A 20136-nucleotide genomic window follows, 5' to 3' on the forward strand; every position below is an offset into this window, starting at 1 on the left:
GGCAGGAAAGCGGGTTGGGGTGAATGATGCGGCGAGCATCACGGCTGAGGCGAGCTTTTATTGTAAAGACTCTGTCAAAGAGGGGGCGGCAGGGGGGAGGAGGTCAGGCAAAAAACCGTTTGAAACCCAGGGTGCGGCTACTACTATCCCAACCCCCCCCCTTACTTTTCCAGATTCCCATGGCCGACGCTGCAAACAAATACGCCCAGAACGCTCCCGGAGCTTACTATGTTGATGACCAGTGCATTGACTGCGACCTCTGCCGCGAAACGGCTCCTGCAAACTTCAAGCGCGACGACGACGGTGGTCATTCGTTCCTCTACAAGCAGCCTGAAACTGATGAAGAGCGCGCACTTTGCGAAGAAGCCCTCACTGGCTGCCCGGTGGAAGCGATCGGTCGCGACGGCGAATAAGCCTTCAGGGCAGTCATTTTAAAGCACACCGTCATGCCTGACGGTGTTGGCGTATCAGGGCAGGTTGAGCCAGCGCTGGACCACTACTTTGTCAAGAATTACGCACTGGTTTGACCGGGCGTTTGGCGGAAAGGATATCAGCATGGTGTAGCCTTTGAAACCGGTGGGACCGGTGCTGGCGAGGTCTCTCTCGATCCACTGAGCCAGAGGGGTGCCACGTTCACAATAAGCGTACACTGAGTTGTCGCCACTCTCTGACAGCAGCTTGATGCAGAGGTATTTTTTAGAGTCGGAGAACTCGTAATTGTAATACTCAAACAAGCGCACGTAGGACCGTACCAGCACCGGACTGGTGGGACGTTTGGTGCGCAACTCCTGGAACGACATCTCGCCGTATCCGGTGAGGCTTTCCCAGTCGACCAGAAATTTCCCTTGTGGACCACGCAGCATGGCGATTTCCAGCGAGCCTGTGGGCCTGGTGCCTGCATAACTGAAGTAAAGAATTTCAGTGCCATTGATCTGATAACGCGCCTTGCTGACCAACGCCCCAGGTAATGGATCTTTGGCACTCTGCACTTCATAGAAATTTTTCATCAAGGGGGCAACCCGCTCAGAATGGGCCACCAGAGGAACGCGATCCTTCCAAGATTCCGTTTTCCAATACTGGTCCAGCAACTGCAACGCCTGAACCACTTCATCGCTGGACTCCAGTAGCGGCATCGCCTTGATGGTGGATTCTGCAGGATGCAGTGAAGCATTCTGACTGGGGGAGTATGCCAGGGTGGTGGAGGCGGAAGACGCGGTGGGCGTGATTGGGGGAGTGGCTTCACTGCTGGCCGGGAGTTTCGGCAGTACCGAAGGAGTGGGTGGGGTGGTATGGGCCGTCTCAAGGGAGATCCCCAGCTTTTCCAGATCCTGGGCTTTCTTCTCGGCGTATAGGGCCTTTTCGATCAGGGTATTGCGATTGGCGACGTTGAAGAAATAGAATTTCCATCCCACGTACAGGGTCAGCGACAGGATGACGCACAGGGTGATGCAAACACCCATGAAGGCGCGGTGAGAACCGATGGAGCCAGAGGTCATTGATTAAAGAACAATTCAGAAGGAGCTTTCCTAATCATGGCGGGGAAGTATCGCGGGCTCAAGCACTTGGTTGATGCATCTCAGTCCCCGCCTAACAGTTCAGACCCATGAATTACCCCGAAAAAGCCCGCCGCGTGATCCAGCTCGAAATCGACGAGCTGCAGCGGCTGCATGCGCGCATTGACGAATCTTTCGCCCGGGCCATCGAACTGCTGCTCACGGGGGTCCGCCAGCGGGGCAAGCTGATCGTCTGTGGCGTGGGTAAAAGCGGCAACATCGGCCGCAAGCTTGCCGCCACGCTGAACAGCACAGGAGCCACCACCGTGCTGCTCAACGTCGGAGATGCGCTGCATGGAGATCTGGGGGTCATTGATCCGGGTGATCTGGCGATCATGCTCAGCTACAGCGGGGAAACGTCTGAACTGCTGGATCTGTTGCCGCATTTGAAGCGCTTCGACATCCCGATCATCGCCATCACTGGCGGCATGCAGTCCACGCTGGCCAGGAATGCGGATGTGGTGCTCGACGTGCACGTCACGCAGGAGGCCTGTCCGTTGAATCTCGCCCCGACCTCCAGCACCACGACGATGCTGGTCTTGTGCGATGCGCTGGCCATGGCTTTGCTGGAAGCGCGCGGCTTTCAATCTGAGGACTTTGCAAGACTGCATCCGGGCGGCTCGCTGGGCCGCGCCTTGCTCACGCGCGTGAGCGATGTCATGCGCTGCGGGGAACAGCTCGCGGTCATCCAACCGGATACGACCGTGCGCGAGACTCTCCAGGCGATGACCCGTGCCCGCAGCGGTGCCGCCATCGTGACGAACCCGAACGGCACTCTCGCCGGCGTCTTCACGCATGGTGACTTTGTCCGCGCTTTTCAGAAGAACAACGCCATCGCGGACAAGCCGGTGAACGAGTTCATGACGCCGCGTCCGGTGAGCATTCAGGCCAGCAAACTTGCCGCCGAGGTGCTCGCTACGCTCGAGAAAAACAGGATCGACGACATCGTGGTGGTCGATGAATCGGGAAAACCCGTGGGCATGGTGGATACGCAGGATCTGACCCGGCTGCGGCTCTTGTGAGGCGTGATTAGAAGTCCGTCACTTCGCGGTAATGCCGCACTCGGTAGCCGCGCTTGCGCATCAGCTCGATCAAGCCGGTGTCCGAGGTGAGGTGCCCGGTGCCTACCAGCACCATCACCTTTTCGCCGCGTTTGAGCATCTGCTCCAGCCGGTCCATCCAGGAGAGATTGCGGGAGGAAAGAAACAAATTCATGAGGTCGGGGTACTTCTCCGCCTCGCGAAAGAGCATCTCCTTCAGTTCATCCAGCTGGCCGTATTTCCAGGCCTTGATCATTTTTTCAAACTCCTCTTTCACAGAGCTAATCTCTCCTAGAGTCTGCTCCAGAAGCTCGCGCTGCTGCTTTTCACTGAGGGAGGCAAAGAGCTGGAGTTGAAACTCCACCGTTTCCAGTCCTTCAGCGGGCTTGCCGTCCTTCTTCGCCCGCTCCTCAAAGAAGGAGTCCACGCCCTGATCCGACTTGGCGCCGAGGGCCGCGTATTCCGTGGAGGTGATCATGAGAGCCACGAACCACGGACGGAAGTGGTTCAAAGAGGAATCCTTCAGGCCGTGTTTGGTGGCCCATGTTTTCACGGCCTCCCAGGTTTCCTTGCTCACATTCGCCTCCAGCGACTTGTCTGCTGGATACTGGCCAAGCTGCGACATCCGGCTCGTCAGTTCTGATCCTGATGCCGCGCCTGGCGGCAGTTCCAGGACGAGCTTGTTTGAATACATGTACGCCGCCTCATAGGCCGGGGCCAGGGGGTAGTCTTTCTCGCGTAAAATGTGAATGGTGCCGCACAGGAACAGGCGTCCACCGTTTGGTCCGTCCACCACCCACACGCTGCCATCACCACCACCGTCGGCGACAAAGGCCGCTGCATCCGGCTTCACGGCAGGCTTCGCTTCTTCACGTTTGCATGCCACGACGCAGACGCAGAGTGCGAGGGCAAGGAGGAAGCGTGGGATCGGCATTGGAACGATTCAAACACTCGGCGGGAGCGGGATGCAACCGGGATGTGCGACATCACTCAAGCCAGCACCGGCTTTACCACGCTGCCATGCACATCCGTCAGGCGGAACTGGCGGCCTTGGAAGCGGAAGGTGAAGCGTTCATGGTCGATGCCGAGCAGGTGCATCAGCGTGGCCTGAAAATCGTGCACATGGACACCGTCTTTCGCGACGTTGAAGCCGAACTCATCGCTCTCGCCGTAGGTCATGCCGGGCTTCACACCGCCACCGGCCATCCAGACGGTGAACACGTAGGGGTGATGGTCGCGGCCCCACTGCTTGGTGTCCTCGATCTTGCCTTGCAGGAAAGGGGTGCGGCCAAATTCGCCGCCCCAGATGACGAGGGTGTCCTCCAGCAGGCCGCGCTGCTTAAGATCTTTCACCAGCGCGGCACTCGGAGCATCAGTGTCGGTGCATTGAATCTTGAGCTGGGTGTTTAGATTCCGGTGCTGGTCCCAGCCTGCGTGCATCAGCTGCACAAAGCGCACGCCGCGCTCGGCGAGACGACGTGCCATGAGGCAGTTGTAGGCGTAGCTGCCCTGCCGCATCACATCCGGGCCGTACATGTCGAGGATGTGCTTGGGCTCGTCCGAGAAGTCCGTCAGCTCCGGCACGCTCGTCTGCATCTTGTAGGCCATCTCGTACTGAGCGATGCGAGTGGCGATCTCGGGATCGCCAAAATCACGAAGCTTCATCTCATTGAATCCCGCGATGCCATCCAGAATGGTGCGCTTCACCTCACGGCTCATGCCGTCTGGATTGCTCAGGTAGAGAACGGGATCGCCACTACCGCGAAATTTCACACCCTGATACTTGGACGGGAGAAATCCGCTGCCCCAGTAGAAGTCATAGAAGATCTGGCCGCAGCTCGCCTCCTTGTCGCGCGAAGTCATCACCACAAAGGCCGGCATGTCCTCCGCATCGCTGCCGAGGCCGTAGCTCAACCACGAGCCAATCGCTGGGCGCCCAGCCTGTTCGCTGCCGGTCATGAAAAACGTGATGGCCGGCGCATGGTTCACCTGCGTGGTGTGCAGGGATTTGATGAAGCAAAGCTCGTCCGCCATCGCCGCCGTGTGCGGCAGGAAGTCGCTCACCGTTGCGCCGCTGCGGCCATGGCGTGAGAAATTCGTGATCTCACCCAGCACCGGCCGCGCCGTCTGTCCGCCGGTCATCGTGCTGAAGCGCTTGCCTGCTGCGATGCTGTCCGGGATCTGCGTGCCGTGCATTTTCTTGAGCATCGGTTTGTAATCAAACAGGTCCACATGCGAGGGCGCGCCGTTTTGCAGCAGGTAGATCACCCGTTTCGCTTTTGGTGTGAAATGTGGGAGCGCCGGTGCCATGGCATCCGGCGCCTGTGCTGCATAGCCTTCTCGTGTCAGCAACCCGCCCAGCGCTGCGCCACCGATTCCCATGGCCGTTTTCCCGAAGAGGGAACGGCGGGTCAGGTGAAGGCGGTTGGCGTCGAGAGGATGCATGGCTGGGCAGGGAGGTATCGGACTCAATGCCGCAGCTCTTTCAGGTAGGCGTCCAGTGCTCGGGCCAGTTGACTGCCCACAGTCATGTAGTTCTCCGCCGTGCTGCTGGGTGTGTTCCAGGCTGTTTCCAGCGTGATGGAAATCGTGCCTTCACCGCCATGCGCGCGGGCCCAGCCGCTGCTCATGCGGCCGCGCTCCTCCTCCGTCTTCACGTACGTGGCATAGCGGTACTTCGGCTCCACCTTCAGCGGTCCCGTGAGGTGCGCTGCTGCCAGATCCATCCAGCGCTGGTAGTTCTCGCGTTGGAGGCCGGTCATGCGCTCAAAGCCGAACGGGCCGAAGAAGTACGGCGCACGATCCGAGGGGCCGGGATTGTGCAGGTCCAGAAACACATCGATCCCGTGCGTGGCCTGGATCTCGGAGATGCGCTTTTGTGCGGCGGCCACTTCGGGGTGATGCGGCGCATCTGACCAGTCGCGGTTGTGATCCTGCGGCAGCGACTCCTTGCCACCCGCGCCGAGGGTCACATTGTCCACGTCCATGATGGGAATGAAATGCACGCAGCAGCGCGTGCGAAAATCTTGAGCCTCCGCGCTCGCGAGCCATTCCAAGAAGCCGCGCCCCACCCACGCGCCGCCGGCCTCCCAGGCGTGCTGGCGCGCATTCACCCACACCTGACGTGGCGCGCTGAGCCTGCCGATACGGATGCCGTTCACTGGCCGGCCATCGCGCGTTTTCGCGAGTTCAAAGCGCTCCGCTTCATCTCCCAGCTTCACTTTAATCTCGGCCAGCACGCTCTCTGCCGTTGCTGGCACAAACGGCGGACCCCAGGCCAGCCAGAGGCTTGGGCCTTCCGCCTGCACTTGGTACACCGCCACCTTGTCTGCTGTGCGCTCCGCTTTGGTGGTCTGCTGCCAGGTTTTGCCATCGTGGCTCAGCACCGCCTGGTCCGGCTGGCACCAGGAAGAGGCCAATACGGTGTCAGGACGAAAAGGCCGCGTCTGCCCCTGCACTTCGAGCGTGATCTTCTGTCCTGGAATAGTGCCGTCCAGCCGCAGGAACCACCAGCAGGGCCAGCCACGCCCCTCATGCAGCGCGGGCATGATGCGCAGCTTTCCCGCCGCTTGATCAAGGGTCACCACCTCCGCATTGCCGCCTTCAAAGTCTGTGACCACCCGCAGCTCTGCATGGGCGATGGCAGTGCCGAGGATCAGGAGAAAAAGAGCTTTCATCATGGAGGCAAACAACGGTGCCTGTGGCTTGACCTGCTCATAAAACTTTTGGCGACGCTTATTCTTCTCACCGCAAAGAGGTCCAGTCTGGCGGCCAGCCAATTGCTTTGAGACTTGCCATTGGGGGCAGGTCTCGGCTTAGATGCTTCCATGAAACAGCTTCTCCTCCTGCTCATTGCTCCCGCATGTTTGTGTGCAGCCGATCCCGTTGAACTCAAGCTCTGGCCCGACGGCGCACCCGGCCAGATGCTGCCGCACTCCAAGGCCACGGAGGATTTCATTCGCACCAAGGCCGGTAAAAGCACCATCACCGACATTCACGATCCCTCGATCACTGTTTATCGTCCGGAGAAACCCAATGGCACCAGCGTCATTGTTGCTCCAGGCGGCGGCTTTGTCTTCCTCTCTGCCATTCATGAGGGCAGCCAGGTTTGCGAATGGCTCAACACCCTCGGCGTCACCGGCGTCCTGCTCAAATACCGCACGCCCACGCGCGATGAAGTCGCTCCACATGAAAAGCCGGTGGCCGATGCCGCCCGGGCGATCGCGCTTGTTCGCGAACATGCCAAGGAATGGAATCTGGATCCGAAACGTGTCGGTCTGCTGGGTTTCAGTGCGGGAGGAAACCTGCTCGCCCACATCGCATGTGATCGCGCCACAAAGACCGAGCTGCCAGATTTTGGCATCATGATCTACGGCGGTGGTTTCGTGGATTTCAAAGATCCCACCAAGCTCAAGGAGGGCTTCACCGTTCCGAAGGACGCTCCGCCCATGTTCCTCGCCTGTGCTCATGATGATGGCCAGAATCCCACTGCCGCCACCGTGCTCTACCTCGAGTATAAAAAACTCGGCATTCCGTGCGAAGTGCATCTCTTCACCAAAGGCGGACACGGCTTCGGCATGCGCGATAACAAGCAGCCGATCAACGCCTGGCCGCAGCGCTGCGCGGAATGGATGGAGTCCATGCACTTTTCTTTGAGTGAGCAGCAGTTTGATCGTGAGATCGAGCAGGCGGAAAAGAAGCTTCAATCGAAGTTTAGCCAGATGGGCTTGCTCATGAGCGAGATGAAAGAAAAGGAGCTGAACGAGATCACGGTGCAAATTCAGGAAGCCCGCCGTCTGGGGCAGACGGCCGCAGTTGCACGACTGCAGCAAAGGCAGGCCGAACTTGCGGGTGCCAGCAAGCAGCAGGACAAGGATGATTCCCCCATGCGCGCGCGCATCAACGAGGAGCTCATCCAATTGAAAAAAGAAAAGCTCGAACTCGAAGCCCGGCGGCAGATGTTTCTCGACAGTCAATCCGCTCCAAAACAGCCTTGAGTCTTGCAAGACTCGGGGATTGTCGGCTTAGTGCTTGGCATGAAACCGTTTTTGCTCTCTTTGCTGGTCGGGTCATCACTCGTCGCTGCCGATGTGGCTTCGGTGGTGAAAAAGGAACTGCCATCACTCGTTACGCTCTACAAAGAGCTGCACACGAATCCAGAGCTGTCGCTGCATGAGACGGAAACGGCGGCGAGCATCGCCAAAGAGCTGCGTGAGGCCGGGCTGGAGGTCACGGAGAATGTTGGTGGGCATGGTGTCGTCGGCGTATTGAAGAACGGGGAAGGCCCGGTGATTCTGGTGCGCACGGATCTCGATGCGCTGCCGGTGAAGGAGCAGACGGAGGCACCCTATGCGAGCAAGAAGGTGGTGAAGGACGATCTCGGGCGTGAGGTGAACGTGATGCACGCCTGCGGTCATGACGTGCACATGGCCAGCTTTGTGGGAACGGCGCGGGCCCTGGTGAAACTGCGGGATCAGTGGCAGGGGACGATTGTCATGATCGGCCAGCCGGCGGAGGAACGGGTGCTTGGTGCGCGGTTCATGCTGCGTGCGGGATTGTTCTCAAAATTTCCCAAGCCGGACAAAGCCATCGCGCTGCATTGCTCCTCTGACATGGCGCATGGCACGGTTGGTATTGTCGAAGGCTTTGCGCTGGCGAATGTGGACTCCGTAGAGATCGTGGTGAAGGGCGTGGGCGGGCATGGCTCGATGCCGCACCTCTGCAAAGACCCCATTGTGCTCTCATCGCAGATCGTGCTGGCGTTGCAGACCATCGTCAGCCGTGAGGTGAGGCCTGGAGATCCTGCGGTGATCACGGTCGGCAGCATTCATGGGGGCACGAAGAGCAACATCATCTCCGACGAAGTGCGCCTGCAACTCACGTTGCGCAGCTACAAAAAGGAAACGCGGCAACACTTGATCGACTCCATCAAGCGCATCGTCAAAGCCCAGGCCGAGTCTGCCAGCATGCCCGCCGACAAGATGCCGGAAGTGCTCGTGTCTGATGACAGCGCCACGGCGCTCTACAATCAGCCGGAGCTGTGTCAGGAGGTGCGCGGATTCATCGGGGCTGCCATCGGTGCAGACAACGTCCTCACGCGCGAGCCTGTCATGGGCGCGGAAGATTTTTCCGAATACGGCATGACGAAGGACAAGGTGCCGCTGTGCATGTTTTGGCTCGGCACCCAGTCGCCTGCAATGGTGGCCGCAGCCAAAGCCAAGGGCACCTCGCTGCCGTCGCTGCATTCGCCGTATTTCAAACCTGTTCCTGAGCCCAGCATCGAGACTGGCGTGACGGCGATGACCTCGGCGGTCATGGGCTTGCTGAAGAAATAAGGCGGGCCGCTTTTACTTCCGGCTGAGCTTGTAGAACAGCCAGCCGCCCATGCCGAGGAAGATCACATTGGGCAGCCACATGATGAGGTGCGGCATTGCCGCCGGTTTGTCATTGAGCGTGTCTGCCAGAATGATAAAGACGATGTAAACCGTGGCTGTGATAAGGCTAAGGGCAAAGCCCGAAGATGTCTCACGGCGTTGAGCAGTCACCCCCAGTGGAATGCCCACCAAGGCGAAGGTGAAGCAGGCCATTGAAAAGCTGTAGCGTTTGCTGAGTTCGGTGAGCGACAGGGAGCGCGTCACAGGGGTCAGCGCTTCGCCGGTGACCGTATCCTTCCAGCTGCGCACTTCCTCGGCCAGTGCGCTGGTGGTCTTCATGCTGGCATTCACCCGAACGGTGTCTTTCTGCATTTCTGAGAGCGGCAGTTTCAACCACTGCTTGTTCATGGCCAGTCCGCCGAGCTGGCCCTGACCATCGACTGGCACGGTCTCTTGCGTCATGCCTTCCAGTTCCATCTGCAGATCAATCGAGCCAGGAGTGGTATGCAGGGTCGCTTTGTTGGCGTGGATGTAGGTGCTGGCCTCGGCGCCCTTCAGCATGACGATGTGCATGTCTGTGAGCGTCTTGTCATGACGCTTGCTGGTGTAAATGCGGTAGCCGGGCACGCGCTCCAGGACCTGGCCCTCTTGAAACAGAGTTTCAGGGTTCTTGACCGCCACCTGATAGAACAGCCGCTTCATGCGGTCCTTCGCCGCCGGTGCGAGGCTCACATTCACCCATAGGCAGATGCCGCTCAGTGCTATGGCCAGGACAAAGACCGGAGCGCAGATGCGCGGCATGGACATGCCGGTCATGCGCAGGGAGACCAGTTCATTGTCGGCAGACAGCCGGCCGAACACGAGCAGGATCCCGGTCAGGAAGGCCCAGGGAATCGTGAAGATGAGCGAGAAGGGAATGACCAGCATCACGAACTCCGCGATCACCGAGGCCGGCAGCTCTGTGTTGCCAAGCAACTGGTCCAGCTTTTTGTAAACATTGCCCAGCACCATGACGCCACTGAGCAGCGCCACGCCGATCAGCGTGGCTGATGCGACCTGGCGGCCAAGATAGCGGTCAAAGATGCGCGGGAACATGAGGTGGATCAGGCTAGCGAGTCTTCATCGCCGGGCAATTTGAGATTGCCATAGGCTGCTTCAAACGACGGCCTTCTTCACCTTGCCGAAATCTGTGCCCAGAAAGCGCTTGGCAAGGTTTTCCGCCTGTTCGGAATGATCGGTGAGGTAGATGTCGAGCGTGGGTTTCGATTTGGTCGTCCGCAGCAGGCCGCCTTGTTCGAGGCTGGCTTTCACATGCGCCGCGCAGGTGCTGGCGGAGTCCACCAGGCGAACTTTCTGCCCGAGAATGCGTTTCAGCACCGGAATCAGCAGAGGATAGTGGGTGCAGCCGAGCACCAGGGTGTCGATGCCTTTGTCGAGCATTGGCTTCAAATACTCACGCAGCACGGACTTGAGCGCCGGATGATCGGTCCAACCCTCCTCCACGAACGGCACCAAGAGCGGGGTGGCGCGCGCCTCGATCATGATGTCTGGCCGCCGCATGGCGATTTCGTGCTGATAGGCATGACTGCGGATCGTGCCAGCCGTGCCGATGATGCCCACGCGTTCGCATGTGGCGTCAGCGAGAGTTGCCTCCACCCCGGGACCGAGCACCCCAATCACCGGAACGCGAAACGTGGACTGGAGCAGCGGCAGGGCATGCGCGGTGGCTGTGTTGCAGGCCACCACCACGGCCTTCACGCCATGGGAGACGAGGAACTGGGTGTCCTCCATCGAGAAACGCCGGATTGTGTCCGGGGATTTGGATCCATACGGCACACGAGCCGTGTCACCGAGATAAACGATCGACTCATTTGGCAGCAGATCCCGCAGCGCCCGCACGACGGTCAGTCCGCCAACGCCGGAGTCAAAAACGCCGAGAGGGCTGCTGGCGGTGACGGGGGGGCTCATGGTTGGAATCAACTTTTCCGCGTGAGCTCCACAATGATGGCCTTCTGCGCATGCAGACGGTTTTCTGCCTGATCGAAGATCAAATCGGCGTGGGCTTCCATGACTTCCTCGGTGATTTCCTTGCCGCGGTAAGCGGGCAGGCAGTGCATGACGAGGGCGCCAGGGTTGGCGTGTTTCATGAGGGCGGAGTTGATCTGCCAGGGCTTGAGGGTCTCGATGCGGTCAGCGCTTTCGGCTTCCTTGCCCATGCTGACCCAGACGTCGGTGTAAACGACATCGCAGGCACCCACGGCTTCGGCGGGATCATCGACGATGCTCACGGTGTTGCCGGGCACACGATGCATGAAGCTTTCCTGCGGTTGAAACGCCTTGGGGGCTCCGATGACGAGTTCAAAGCCGAGATGCACGGAGGCCCAGATCCAGGAGCGGGCCATGTTGCAGTCGCCATCGCCCAGGAAGCAGATGCGTTTGCTTTTCCAGCCGCCGAGGCGTTCCTGAATCGTCTGCAAATCCGCCAGCACCTGGCAGGGATGCTCGTCATCGGTCAGGGCGTTGATCGTGGGGATGCCGCTGTATTTGGCGAAGTCCACCACGTCCTGCTGGGCGAAAGTACGGATGACCGCGCCATGAATCATGCGGCCCATCACCCGTGCGGTGTCCTTGATCGGCTCGCCGCGGCCCAGCTGGATGTCGGCGCTGGAGAGGAACATCACTGCACCGCCCAGTTCGCGAATGCCGACTTCAAAGCTGACCCGCGTGCGTGTCGAAGACTTGCTGAAAATCAGCGCCCACTGCTGGCCGGTGAGCACCTGAGGTGATGCCTTGCGGTCCTTTTTCAGCACGCAGCCCAGATTAACGATTCTCTCGATTTGTTCCCGGGTCAGTTCTTCGATGGAAAGGAGGTGTTTCATATCATGGCGGGTTTTACGCGAGCTGATCGAGCACGCTCTTGAAGATGGCGAGCCCTTCGTCGGCATGGGCTGCGGTGATGTTCAGCGGTGAGAGCCAGCGCACGACATTGGGGCCGGCGGGGGTGACCATCATGCCGGCATCGAGCAATTGTTGTGCGAGGAAAATGGAGGGCAGCTTGCCGCCGGATTTCGCGGCGATGGCTTCGGCATTGAGTTCAAAGCCGATGAACAGGCCGAGCTGGCGCACCTCTCTGATCAGCACGTGATTCCACGCACATGCCGTGGCTGCGATGGCAGCACCACGCGTTTTGGCATTGTCGCAGAGATGCTCGTCCAAAATCGTGCGCAGTGTGGCGATGCCCACGGCGCAGGCGAGAGGGGAGCCGCCATAGGTGGTGCCGTGCGTCCCGGGGCCGAGTGTCTTGCTCAGATCGCGGCGGTCATTGACCCAGAACGAGCCCAGCGGAAAGCCGCTGCCAATCGCCTTGGCCCAGCTGATGCCGTCGGGCTGAATTTCATCTCCCGGAATGATGCTGCGCCAGCCGGCCATTTCGCCTGCACGGCCAAAGCCGCACTGCACTTCATCCAGCAGCAGCAGCAGATCTTTTTCGCGGCACAAACGTTGGGCGGCGCGCAGGAACTCGGGCGTGACGGCGTTCACGCCGCTCTCACCCTGAATGGGCTCCATTAAAATGGCGACCGTCTTGTCGGTGATCGCAGCTTCGAGTGCCACGATGTCATTGAAAGGCGAATAGACGAACCCGGGCGGCAGCGGACCAAATCCTCCATGGATCTTCTCCTGCGCCGTGGCGGTCATGGCACCGAAAGTGCGGCCATGAAAGGAACCGGTGAAGGTGATGATCTCGTAGCGACCGCCGGTCTGCTGGCCGTATTTCCGCGCCAGCTTGAGCAGGCCTTCATTGGCCTCCGCGCCGCTGTTGCAGAAGAAGCACTTGCCGGCAATGCCGACGCATTCTTCGACGAGAATGCGTGCCAGTTCGGCCTGCTTGTCGATGCAGTACCAGTTTGAAACGTGGATGAGCGTGTTTGCTTGCTCGGTGAGAGCCTTGACCACTGTGGGGGGGCAGTGACCGAGCGGGCACACGGCCACGCCGCCGGCGAAGTCGAGATACTTTTTCCCATCACGATCCCAGACGTACGGGCCTTCGCCACGCACCGGCCAAACGTTGTAACGACCGTAGTTGGGCAGGACAAACTCCTGCATCAGTTGATCACTCGTTCTCATCTCAGGATTACAAATGGATTTCGGTGCCGATCCCGCCGTCGGTGAAGATTTCGAGAATCAGTGCATGCGGCAGACGGCCGTCGATGAGATGCACCTTGCCCACGCCACCGCGAAGGGAATCGAGCGAAGAGTCCACCTTGGGGATCATGCCGCCGCTGATGATGCCGTCTGCTTTCAGCTTGGCGATGGATGCCTCGTCGAGGCTTGGGATCAGCGTGGTGTCGTCCTTTGGATCACGCATCACACCGCGTACGTCGCTGAGGAAGATCAGCTTTGTAGCCTTCAGCCTCTTGGCCAGACCACAGGCTGCGAGATCGGCGTTCACATTGAGCGTTTTGCCAGAGGCAAGCTCACGGGCAACGGGGGAAACCACGGGGACAAACTCACCCGCCACCGCAGCTTGGATCAGCCCGAGCTTGCAGTCGTTGACTTCGCCGACCCAGCCGAGATCGCCCTTCATCTTTTCGCCCAGAAACACTTCCGTGCCGGGGATGCCGACGGCCTTGCCGCCAAAGGCGTTGATTTTGGTCACGATCTCCGGATTGATCACACGGGCGAGAGTTTCCTCGACGATCTTTATCGTTTCGTCGTCAGTGACGCGCATGCCGTTGATGAACTTGGCCTGCAGACCGGACTCGGTCATGGCCTTCGAGATCGCCTTGCCTCCACCGTGAACGATGACGGGATTGATGCCCACGGCTTCGAGGAAAACCACGTCACGCAGAAAGGAGTCCACCTGCACGGGGTCTTCCATCGCACTGCCACCGACTTTGATCAAAAAGGTGCAGCCACGGAAGCTCTGCATGTAGGGCAGGGCTTCAAGAAGTACGGCGGATTTGGTGATTTGAGCGTCGAGTGGATTCATCGCGATGAAGGTGACTGCGTGAACCGATCAAGCGAAGCCTTTCTGGCGTTTCGCATGAACGGCGGCGGAGTATTCCGAGCTGTTGAAATCCACGTATTCTTCGGACAGGTCGCTGGTGTAAACGGTGTAGCCACTGGTGCCGAGATTGAGATCAATCGTGACGGTGAACTTCGGTTCCTTCACGACCTTTTCCAGTTCCGCCACAGGCGTGTGGTTGACGAGTCCGCCTTTGCAAGCCTGCAGGCCGCCGAAATAAATGTCGATGAGTTCCTCACGAATCCGCGCGCCGGAATAACCCACGGCGTGAATGATGCGGCCCCAGTTTGGGTCGCAGCCATGGAAGGAGCACTTAACAAGGAGGGATTTGGCCACGGTCTCGGCCACCTTGCGGGCATCGGCCAGCGTGCGGGCATTGCGGACGCGGATCTCGACAAATTTGGTCACGCGCTCTCCGTCGCAAACGATCATCTTGGCGAGTTCCAGCATCACCTTGTGCAGCGCGCAGCGGAAGAGCTCCGCCTCGGGCGAGCCCTTTTTGATCGTTGGCGCATCCGACTGGCCGTTGCTCATCACGATGACGGTGTCGTTCGTGCTGGTGTCACCGTCGATGGTGATGCAGTTGAAGCTTTTCTCCACGGCGTAGCGCATGGAGCGGTGCAGTTCATCCTTGCCGACCTTTGCATCGGTGGTGATGAAGCAGAGCATGGTGGCCATGTTCGGGCAGATCATCCCCGCGCCTTTGGCGATGCCGCCAATGCGGAAGCTGCCTTTGCCGCAGGGCACATCGACCGCGAAGGACTTGGGCTGCGTGTCGCTCGTCATGATCGCACGCATGGCATCCTCGGAACCATCGGACTTCAGCTTGGCCACCGCGTCGGGCACTTTGACAATGACACGCTCAATGGGCATCGGCATGCCGATGATGCCGGTGGAGCAGACGAGCACCTGGCGCATTTTCACGCCGAGCTGTTCAGCCACGGCCTTGGTCATGGCCTTGGCATCCTGAATGCCCTGCACGCCGGTGCAGGCGTTGGCATTGCCGCTGTTGGCGATGATGGCACGGGTGTCGCTTTCCTTGATGTGTTGCTGGCAGACGCGCACACAGGCCGCGCGGACTTTGTTCGTCGTGAAGACCGCGTCCGTCGTCGTTGGGCCGTCGGAAACGATGAGCGCCAGGTCAAGGCGGGTGGCTTCAGGATTCTTGATGCCGCAGGTCACGGCGCTGGCGCGGAACCCCTTTGCGGCGGTCACGCCGCCTTCGATGACTTTGAATGAGACGCGGCATTCCCGTTCGTCGTGTGCTTTGGTCGCCATAAAATTAGACGTACAACAGGCCTGCGGTGGCCTCGAAGCCGCAGATGAGGTTCATGTTTTGCACGGCCTGGCCTGAGGCGCCTTTGCCGATGTTGTCTTCGGTGCTCATCAAAATGAGCTGCCCTGCGCGGGCGTCATAGGACCATCCGATGTCCACGAAGTTGGTGCCGGTGACGTTTTTGGTGTCTGGAGACTGATTCACCCCCAGCAAACGCACGAAGGCTGCGGAATCGTAGGCCGAATGCAGTGCGGCGCTGATTTGGTCAATCGTGACTCCCGGCTGCAGCTGCGCAAAGGTAGTGGTGCAGATACCCGAATGCGTGGGCATGAGGTGCGGCACAAAGGAGAGCTTCACCTCACGACCCGCAGCGATGGCAAGCTCCTGTCCGATCTCACTCAGATGCCGGTGCAGCGGCACGCTGTAGCTGCGCACGCTGTTTTGCACCTCACAGAAGAGCAGGGGGATGCTTTCTTTGCGTCCGGCACCACTGGCTCCGCTCATGCTGGCAACGGCGAGGGGGGACTCTGCCAGCAGGCCAGCCTTCAGCAGTGGAAGCAGGGGCAGCAGAATGCTGGTGGGGTAGCAGCCGGGGCAGGCGATGAGTCGTGCGGTCTTGATCTGCTCCGCGCGTATTTCCGGCAGGGCATAGACGGCTTCATCCAGCAGTTCAGGTGCAGGATGGGCGTGGCCGTAAAATTCCTCATACAGTGCCGGACTCCGCAGACGGAAGTCCGCACTGAGGTCGATCACCTTGAGTCCAAGCCCCAGCAGGGGCTTGGCATACTCGGCGGAAACCCCATGAGGGAGAGCGAGAAAGGCGATCTCGGCACCGGCGGCTTTCAAGGCGGCGGCGTTAGGCGCGGTGAAGGTCAGTGAATCGGCCACGCCCACACTGCGGAAGCGTGGAAACTCCTTGGACAGGGCTTTTCCAGCCAGAGAGCGCGAGGTCACAGCCACCAGCTCCACGTTTGGGTGCCGCAGCAGCAGGCGCAGCAATTCTGCTCCAGAGTAACCACTGGCTCCTACGACGGCGACTTTGACGGGTGCGGACATATTGCGGGGGGCGGAGTATGGGTTGTCATGGGGGCCATGCAACCCTGAAATAGGTCATTTCTCGCCCCTCCAGAGCACGCATCGTGCCGCTTGTCAGCGGGCTTCGCCTCGCGCACTGTCAGCACCCCCATGAGCGATCCCACGCCTGAACCCCCAGAGACCGAAAAACCCAAAGCGCCCGGCAGTCCGGAGGAGATAACGCGCAAGTTGGAGGATTTCATCAAAAACACCCTGGGCGGCCAGGTGCTCTTCACCCGCGTGGAAGGCCCCGGAGGACGTCCCATGCCGGAAGGCGAGGAGAAGCCCGTCGAAGAGGCCAAGCCCGACCATGGCCGGGTCTTTGAGTTCAACTACCGCCCTGCCGACATCAAGGCCCATCTCGACCGTTTCGTGATCCGCCAGGATGAGGCCAAAAAAGTGCTCGCCACGGCGGTGTGTGATCACTACCACCACGCGCAGATGCTGCGGGATGACCAAGAGTCGAACTCCGGCGGTGCCAAGCTCGAATTCTCCAAGCAGAACGTCATCATCATCGGCCCCACCGGCGTCGGCAAGACCTACCTCGTCAAACACATCGCCGATCTCATCGGTGTGCCGTTTGTGAAGGCGGATGCGACCAAGTTCAGCGAAACCGGTTACGTCGGCGCGGATGTGGATGATCTGGTGCGCGATCTCGTGGCGAAAGCCAATGGCGACATCGAGCTCGCGGAGCACGGCATCATCTATCTCGATGAAATCGACAAGCTCAGCAGCGGCCCCGAAAGACTCGGGCGCGATGTGAGCGGGCGCGGGGTGCAGACCACCCTGCTCAAACTCATGGAGGAAACCGAAGTGGCCCTCTACGCGCCGAACGACATCCGCAGCCAGATGCAGATGATGTTTGACACCCGCAAAGGCCGCACCGGCCGCGAGGTGGTGAACACGCGGAACATCCTCTTCATTGTCAGCGGTGCGTTTGGCGGTCTGGAAAAGATCATCGAGAAGCGCACGAACCGGAAGTCCATCGGCTTCGTTTCCGCAGACACGAAAGACACCTCCGCCGAGTATTTGTTCCGTGAAGTACGCACGAAGGACTTCATCGACTACGGCTTCGAGGCGGAGTTCATCGGACGTCTGCCTGTGCGTGTGGTGTGTGATCCGCTGAGCGCGGACGACATGTTTCAGATCATGAAAAACTCCGAGGGCAGCCTCATCCGCCAGTATGAGCGCGAGTTTGCCGCCTACGGAGTCAAGGCCGTCTTCAAGGACGATGCCCTGCGCGAGATAGCCAGTCGCGCAGAGGATGAAAAGACCGGTGCACGGGGTCTTGTCACCGCCTGGGAGCGCGTGCTGCGTGACTTTAAATTTGAAATGCCCAGCCTGGGGCTGCCGGAATTGCAGGTCGATGGCGCGCTCGTGAAGGAGCCGGAGCAAGTGCTTGCCAAATATCGCGCCGAAGCCGTCAGCCAGTTCAGAGAACTCGGTGCCGCCCATGCGGGTGAGGTCAGAGCTTTTGCAGAGCGTTTTCAGCGTGAGCATGGCTTCCAGCTCAACTTTGACAGTGAAGCTATTGCAGCCGTCGCCGCCCGCGCTCAGCGTGAAGGCCTGCATGTGGAGGCCATGTGCGCGAAGCTCTTCAAAGATTATCCCTTTGGCCTCAAACTCGTCACTCGCAGCACAGGCGCGACGAGCTTTGTCATCACTCCGGACGCCATCGCGAATCCCGACAAGTATGTCAGCGAGCTCGTCGTAAACGCCTGCCGCAGCCAGCCGGAGCCGGTTTCCAACAACAACATCATCGACATCACCCCTGACACTCCTGCCCATGAATCGTAATCATGTCGCCGCCATGTTCATTGGCGTGCTGGTCTGCATCCCGTTGCTGGCCTTGTATCATTTTGGTTATTTCAAAGCCACGGCCGAATGGTTTGCAGTGCTGTATGCGCGCGGTTTTATATTGCCGGCCGGCGGCTTGAAGCAGATGCTCTGGCTGCAATACGGCTACTACACATGCATGGCCTTCATCAGCGCCTGGGTTTGCATTGAGATGCCCTCACAGTGGCGGCGTTTTGCTTTCCTTCTCGGCGGCACCTTCCTCACGACCACTTTTGCCTGCATCATGGCCATGAGCGGCGTTTTGTTTGAGCCCATATCGGGATCGCTGGCGCTGTGGTTCGCAGGCATCGCGGGAATTGCCGTGGGCGGTTCGGTTAATGCTTACCGCTGCCATGTCATGCGCGACTACTTCGTCGGGCGGCTGTCCACGCGTCTGTTTGAGGAGCTCGCGGATCAAAACAATCCCGCGAAAATGACGGAGCGCCGTGAGATTACCGTGCTGACCTGCCGCCTGTTGAATCATGGGGAGCTTGCCACGGGCATCGAGGCATCGCAGTTCGAAGAACTGGCCACGCATTTTCAGCGCAGCATTTCAGGATTTCTCATCGAGCGCGGGGCCTATCTGGATGACTGCAATGCGCGGCAGGTGCGTGTCTTCTTTGGATTCCCGCTCACAGACGAGCATCATGCTCTGCATGCCGTCCAGGTGGCCGCCGTGCTGCGCAACCACGTGGCCACTCTGACGCGAGAAATCGATCAGCGCTTCGGCAAGAAGGCGCAGATTGGTGTGGCTTTCAGCACCGGGCCGACAGTTTGCGGTCTGTTTGGAGTGAGTCACTTTGAAAGCTTCAGCGCCGTGGGTGATGTGATCGATTTTGCCTCGCAGCTGTGCGCCTTGAACGCCGAGTACGGCAGCAAGGTGCTTTTGAGCGCGAGGACGTATGCATTGGTGAAGGACAATGCTGAGGTGCGCCCGATGGAAATGGTCAGTACCGTGGGTTCCAGCCAGATGAGCGAGGTGTATGAACTGCTTGCCGAAAAAGGCACGCTGCCTGAGCCGGACATCCGCGCTCGTGATTCCTTCTGGCAGGGCGTGGTGCAGTATCGCAAAGGCGATCTGAAGCAGGCGCAGGAAAGCTTCAACAGTGCCGTCATCGAGGGCCGTGAGGACGCGCCGCTCAAGTACTTCATGGACCGCGTTGATCTGGCTCTGAAGGAAAAATCTTCGCCGGGCAAAGAGACCCCCAAACATTCGCGCAAGCTAGCGGTGACCTGAGTTTTTCTGCCGTGCGTATCGACTATCCACCTGCGATCCAGCGTCTCGTCGCCCAGCTCAAATCGTTGCCGGGCCTGGGACCGCGCAGCGCGGAGCGTCTCATGATCTGGCTGCTGCAAAAGAGTGATGAGCGCATCCCCCTGCTTTCCAACACGCTGCTGGAGGCCAGGGAGCGCATCATACCCTGCGATGATTGCGGGTTCTTCATTGAAAGCGACAGCGAGTGTTTGCTCTGCCACGATCCGCGCCGTCAGCAGCACCAACTTTGCGTGGTCGAGCAGGCTGCAGATGTGTTGCGCATGGAGCGGTCAGGCGCATTTCAAGGCTTGTACCACGTCCTCGGCGGCAGGCTTTCGCCGCTCGACAATGTGACCCCGGAAGACCTGCGCATGGAGTCGCTGGTCAATCGTGTGCGGGACCTCCATACAGAGGAAGTTATCATTGCTCTAGGCTCCGATGTCGAAGGCGAAGCCACCGCCAGCTATATTGCCGATTTGTTGCGTCCGGCTGGCATTGCCGTCACTCGTCTGGCCCAGGGCATGCCTGCCGGGGGAGGACTCGACCATGTGGATGAACTCACGCTGTATCAGGCCCTGCACGGACGGCGGAAGATGGGGTGAATCACTCCAGCCCCAGCGCCGCCACCTCGTCTTCATCCAGCCCGAGGTAGTGGCCCAGTTCGTGCAGGAAGGTGATGCGGACTTCGTGACGGTAGGTCGC

General features: G+C 59.7%; 19 protein-coding genes. 7 read left to right on the plus strand and 12 right to left on the minus strand.

The window, feature by feature from the left end; genetic code table 11:
• Nucleotides 1–179 precede the first annotated feature (179 nt).
• Complete coding sequence (locus AC24GY_RS02855) at nucleotides 180–413, plus strand: ferredoxin (RefSeq protein WP_395732995.1); 234 nt, start codon at nucleotides 180–182, stop codon at nucleotides 411–413.
• Nucleotides 414–467: 54 nt separating this feature from the next.
• Here AC24GY_RS02855 and AC24GY_RS02860 read toward each other — a convergent pair whose 3' ends face one another.
• Nucleotides 468–1496: a hypothetical protein gene (locus tag AC24GY_RS02860; RefSeq protein WP_487680110.1), complete on the minus strand. Its 1029-nt coding sequence runs from the start codon at nucleotides 1494–1496 to the stop codon at nucleotides 468–470.
• Nucleotides 1497–1603: 107 nt separating this feature from the next.
• Between AC24GY_RS02860 and AC24GY_RS02865 the strand changes: the two genes are divergently transcribed.
• Nucleotides 1604–2575, plus strand: a complete 972-nt coding sequence (locus AC24GY_RS02865; protein ID WP_487680112.1) for a KpsF/GutQ family sugar-phosphate isomerase — start codon at nucleotides 1604–1606, stop codon at nucleotides 2573–2575.
• 7 nt (nucleotides 2576–2582) lie between these two features.
• Here the strand turns inward: AC24GY_RS02865 and AC24GY_RS02870 are convergent, their stop codons facing one another.
• From AC24GY_RS02870 to AC24GY_RS02880, 3 genes are read right to left on the minus strand one after another with little or no spacing between them, the layout of a single operon-like run.
• A complete protein-coding gene (locus AC24GY_RS02870) occupies nucleotides 2583–3527 on the minus strand; it encodes a TraB/GumN family protein (RefSeq protein WP_487680114.1) in 945 nt (314 codons plus the stop codon).
• A gap of 56 nt (nucleotides 3528–3583) precedes the next feature.
• The gene (locus AC24GY_RS02875) at nucleotides 3584–5038 is read right to left on the minus strand and encodes a DUF1501 domain-containing protein (protein WP_487680116.1); all 1455 of its coding nucleotides are present in this window, start codon (nucleotides 5036–5038) and stop codon (nucleotides 3584–3586) included.
• Between the two features lie 23 nt (nucleotides 5039–5061).
• Nucleotides 5062–6273: a M14-type cytosolic carboxypeptidase gene (locus AC24GY_RS02880; RefSeq protein WP_487680118.1), complete on the minus strand. Its 1212-nt coding sequence runs from the start codon at nucleotides 6271–6273 to the stop codon at nucleotides 5062–5064.
• 147 nt (nucleotides 6274–6420) lie between these two features.
• On the opposite strand from AC24GY_RS02880, the gene AC24GY_RS02885 reads away from it, so the two are divergent.
• Together AC24GY_RS02885 and AC24GY_RS02890 are read left to right on the plus strand one after the other, a co-directional pair.
• A complete protein-coding gene (locus AC24GY_RS02885) occupies nucleotides 6421–7590 on the plus strand; it encodes an alpha/beta hydrolase fold domain-containing protein (protein ID WP_487680120.1) in 1170 nt (389 codons plus the stop codon).
• Nucleotides 7591–7629: 39 nt separating this feature from the next.
• Nucleotides 7630–8928 carry an amidohydrolase gene (locus AC24GY_RS02890; RefSeq protein ID WP_487680122.1) on the plus strand — a complete coding sequence of 433 codons (1299 nt, stop codon included), beginning with the start codon at nucleotides 7630–7632 and terminating at the stop codon, nucleotides 8926–8928.
• A 12-nt stretch (nucleotides 8929–8940) separates the two neighbouring features.
• Here the strand turns inward: AC24GY_RS02890 and AC24GY_RS02895 are convergent, their stop codons facing one another.
• The 7 genes from AC24GY_RS02895 to argC are packed head-to-tail and all read right to left on the minus strand — an operon-like array spanning nucleotide 8941 to nucleotide 16325.
• Nucleotides 8941–10062 (minus strand): LptF/LptG family permease, encoded by a 1122-nt coding sequence (locus tag AC24GY_RS02895; RefSeq protein WP_487680124.1) that lies wholly within the window; start codon nucleotides 10060–10062, stop codon nucleotides 8941–8943.
• 60 nt (nucleotides 10063–10122) lie between these two features.
• Entirely contained in the window at nucleotides 10123–10935 is an 813-nt protein-coding gene (gene murI, locus AC24GY_RS02900; protein WP_487680126.1) for a glutamate racemase, read from the minus strand.
• Nucleotides 10936–10943: 8 nt separating this feature from the next.
• Nucleotides 10944–11846 (minus strand): ornithine carbamoyltransferase, encoded by a 903-nt coding sequence (gene argF / locus AC24GY_RS02905; protein ID WP_487680128.1) that lies wholly within the window; start codon nucleotides 11844–11846, stop codon nucleotides 10944–10946.
• A gap of 13 nt (nucleotides 11847–11859) precedes the next feature.
• Nucleotides 11860–13092, minus strand: coding sequence for an aspartate aminotransferase family protein (locus AC24GY_RS02910; RefSeq protein ID WP_487680130.1), 1233 nt, complete (start codon nucleotides 13090–13092; stop codon nucleotides 11860–11862).
• Nucleotides 13093–13099: 7 nt separating this feature from the next.
• The gene (argB, locus tag AC24GY_RS02915; RefSeq protein ID WP_422317898.1) at nucleotides 13100–13957 is read right to left on the minus strand and encodes an acetylglutamate kinase; all 858 of its coding nucleotides are present in this window, start codon (nucleotides 13955–13957) and stop codon (nucleotides 13100–13102) included.
• Nucleotides 13958–13984: 27 nt separating this feature from the next.
• Complete coding sequence (gene argJ, locus AC24GY_RS02920; protein WP_487680132.1) at nucleotides 13985–15271, minus strand: bifunctional glutamate N-acetyltransferase/amino-acid acetyltransferase ArgJ; 1287 nt, start codon at nucleotides 15269–15271, stop codon at nucleotides 13985–13987.
• 4 nt (nucleotides 15272–15275) lie between these two features.
• Nucleotides 15276–16325 carry an N-acetyl-gamma-glutamyl-phosphate reductase gene (gene argC / locus AC24GY_RS02925; RefSeq protein WP_487680134.1) on the minus strand — a complete coding sequence of 350 codons (1050 nt, stop codon included), beginning with the start codon at nucleotides 16323–16325 and terminating at the stop codon, nucleotides 15276–15278.
• A 129-nt stretch (nucleotides 16326–16454) separates the two neighbouring features.
• On the opposite strand from argC, the gene AC24GY_RS02930 reads away from it, so the two are divergent.
• From AC24GY_RS02930 to recR, 3 genes are read left to right on the plus strand one after another with little or no spacing between them, the layout of a single operon-like run.
• A complete protein-coding gene (locus AC24GY_RS02930; protein WP_487680136.1) occupies nucleotides 16455–18140 on the plus strand; it encodes an AAA family ATPase in 1686 nt (561 codons plus the stop codon).
• Entirely contained in the window at nucleotides 18130–19416 is a 1287-nt protein-coding gene (locus AC24GY_RS02935) for an adenylate/guanylate cyclase domain-containing protein (protein WP_487680138.1), read from the plus strand. Before AC24GY_RS02930 ends, AC24GY_RS02935 begins: the two co-directional genes overlap by 11 nt.
• Before the next feature lie 11 nt (nucleotides 19417–19427).
• Nucleotides 19428–20036 carry a recombination mediator RecR gene (gene recR / locus AC24GY_RS02940; RefSeq protein WP_422317908.1) on the plus strand — a complete coding sequence of 203 codons (609 nt, stop codon included), beginning with the start codon at nucleotides 19428–19430 and terminating at the stop codon, nucleotides 20034–20036.
• A 1-nt stretch (nucleotide 20037) separates the two neighbouring features.
• On the opposite strand, the gene AC24GY_RS02945 is transcribed toward recR, so the two are convergent.
• The coding region (locus AC24GY_RS02945) for a metallopeptidase family protein (protein WP_487680156.1) at nucleotides 20038–20136 on the minus strand (99 nt) is incomplete at its 5' end.

The sequence above is a fragment of the Prosthecobacter sp. Pr1 genome (assembly GCF_057652315.1).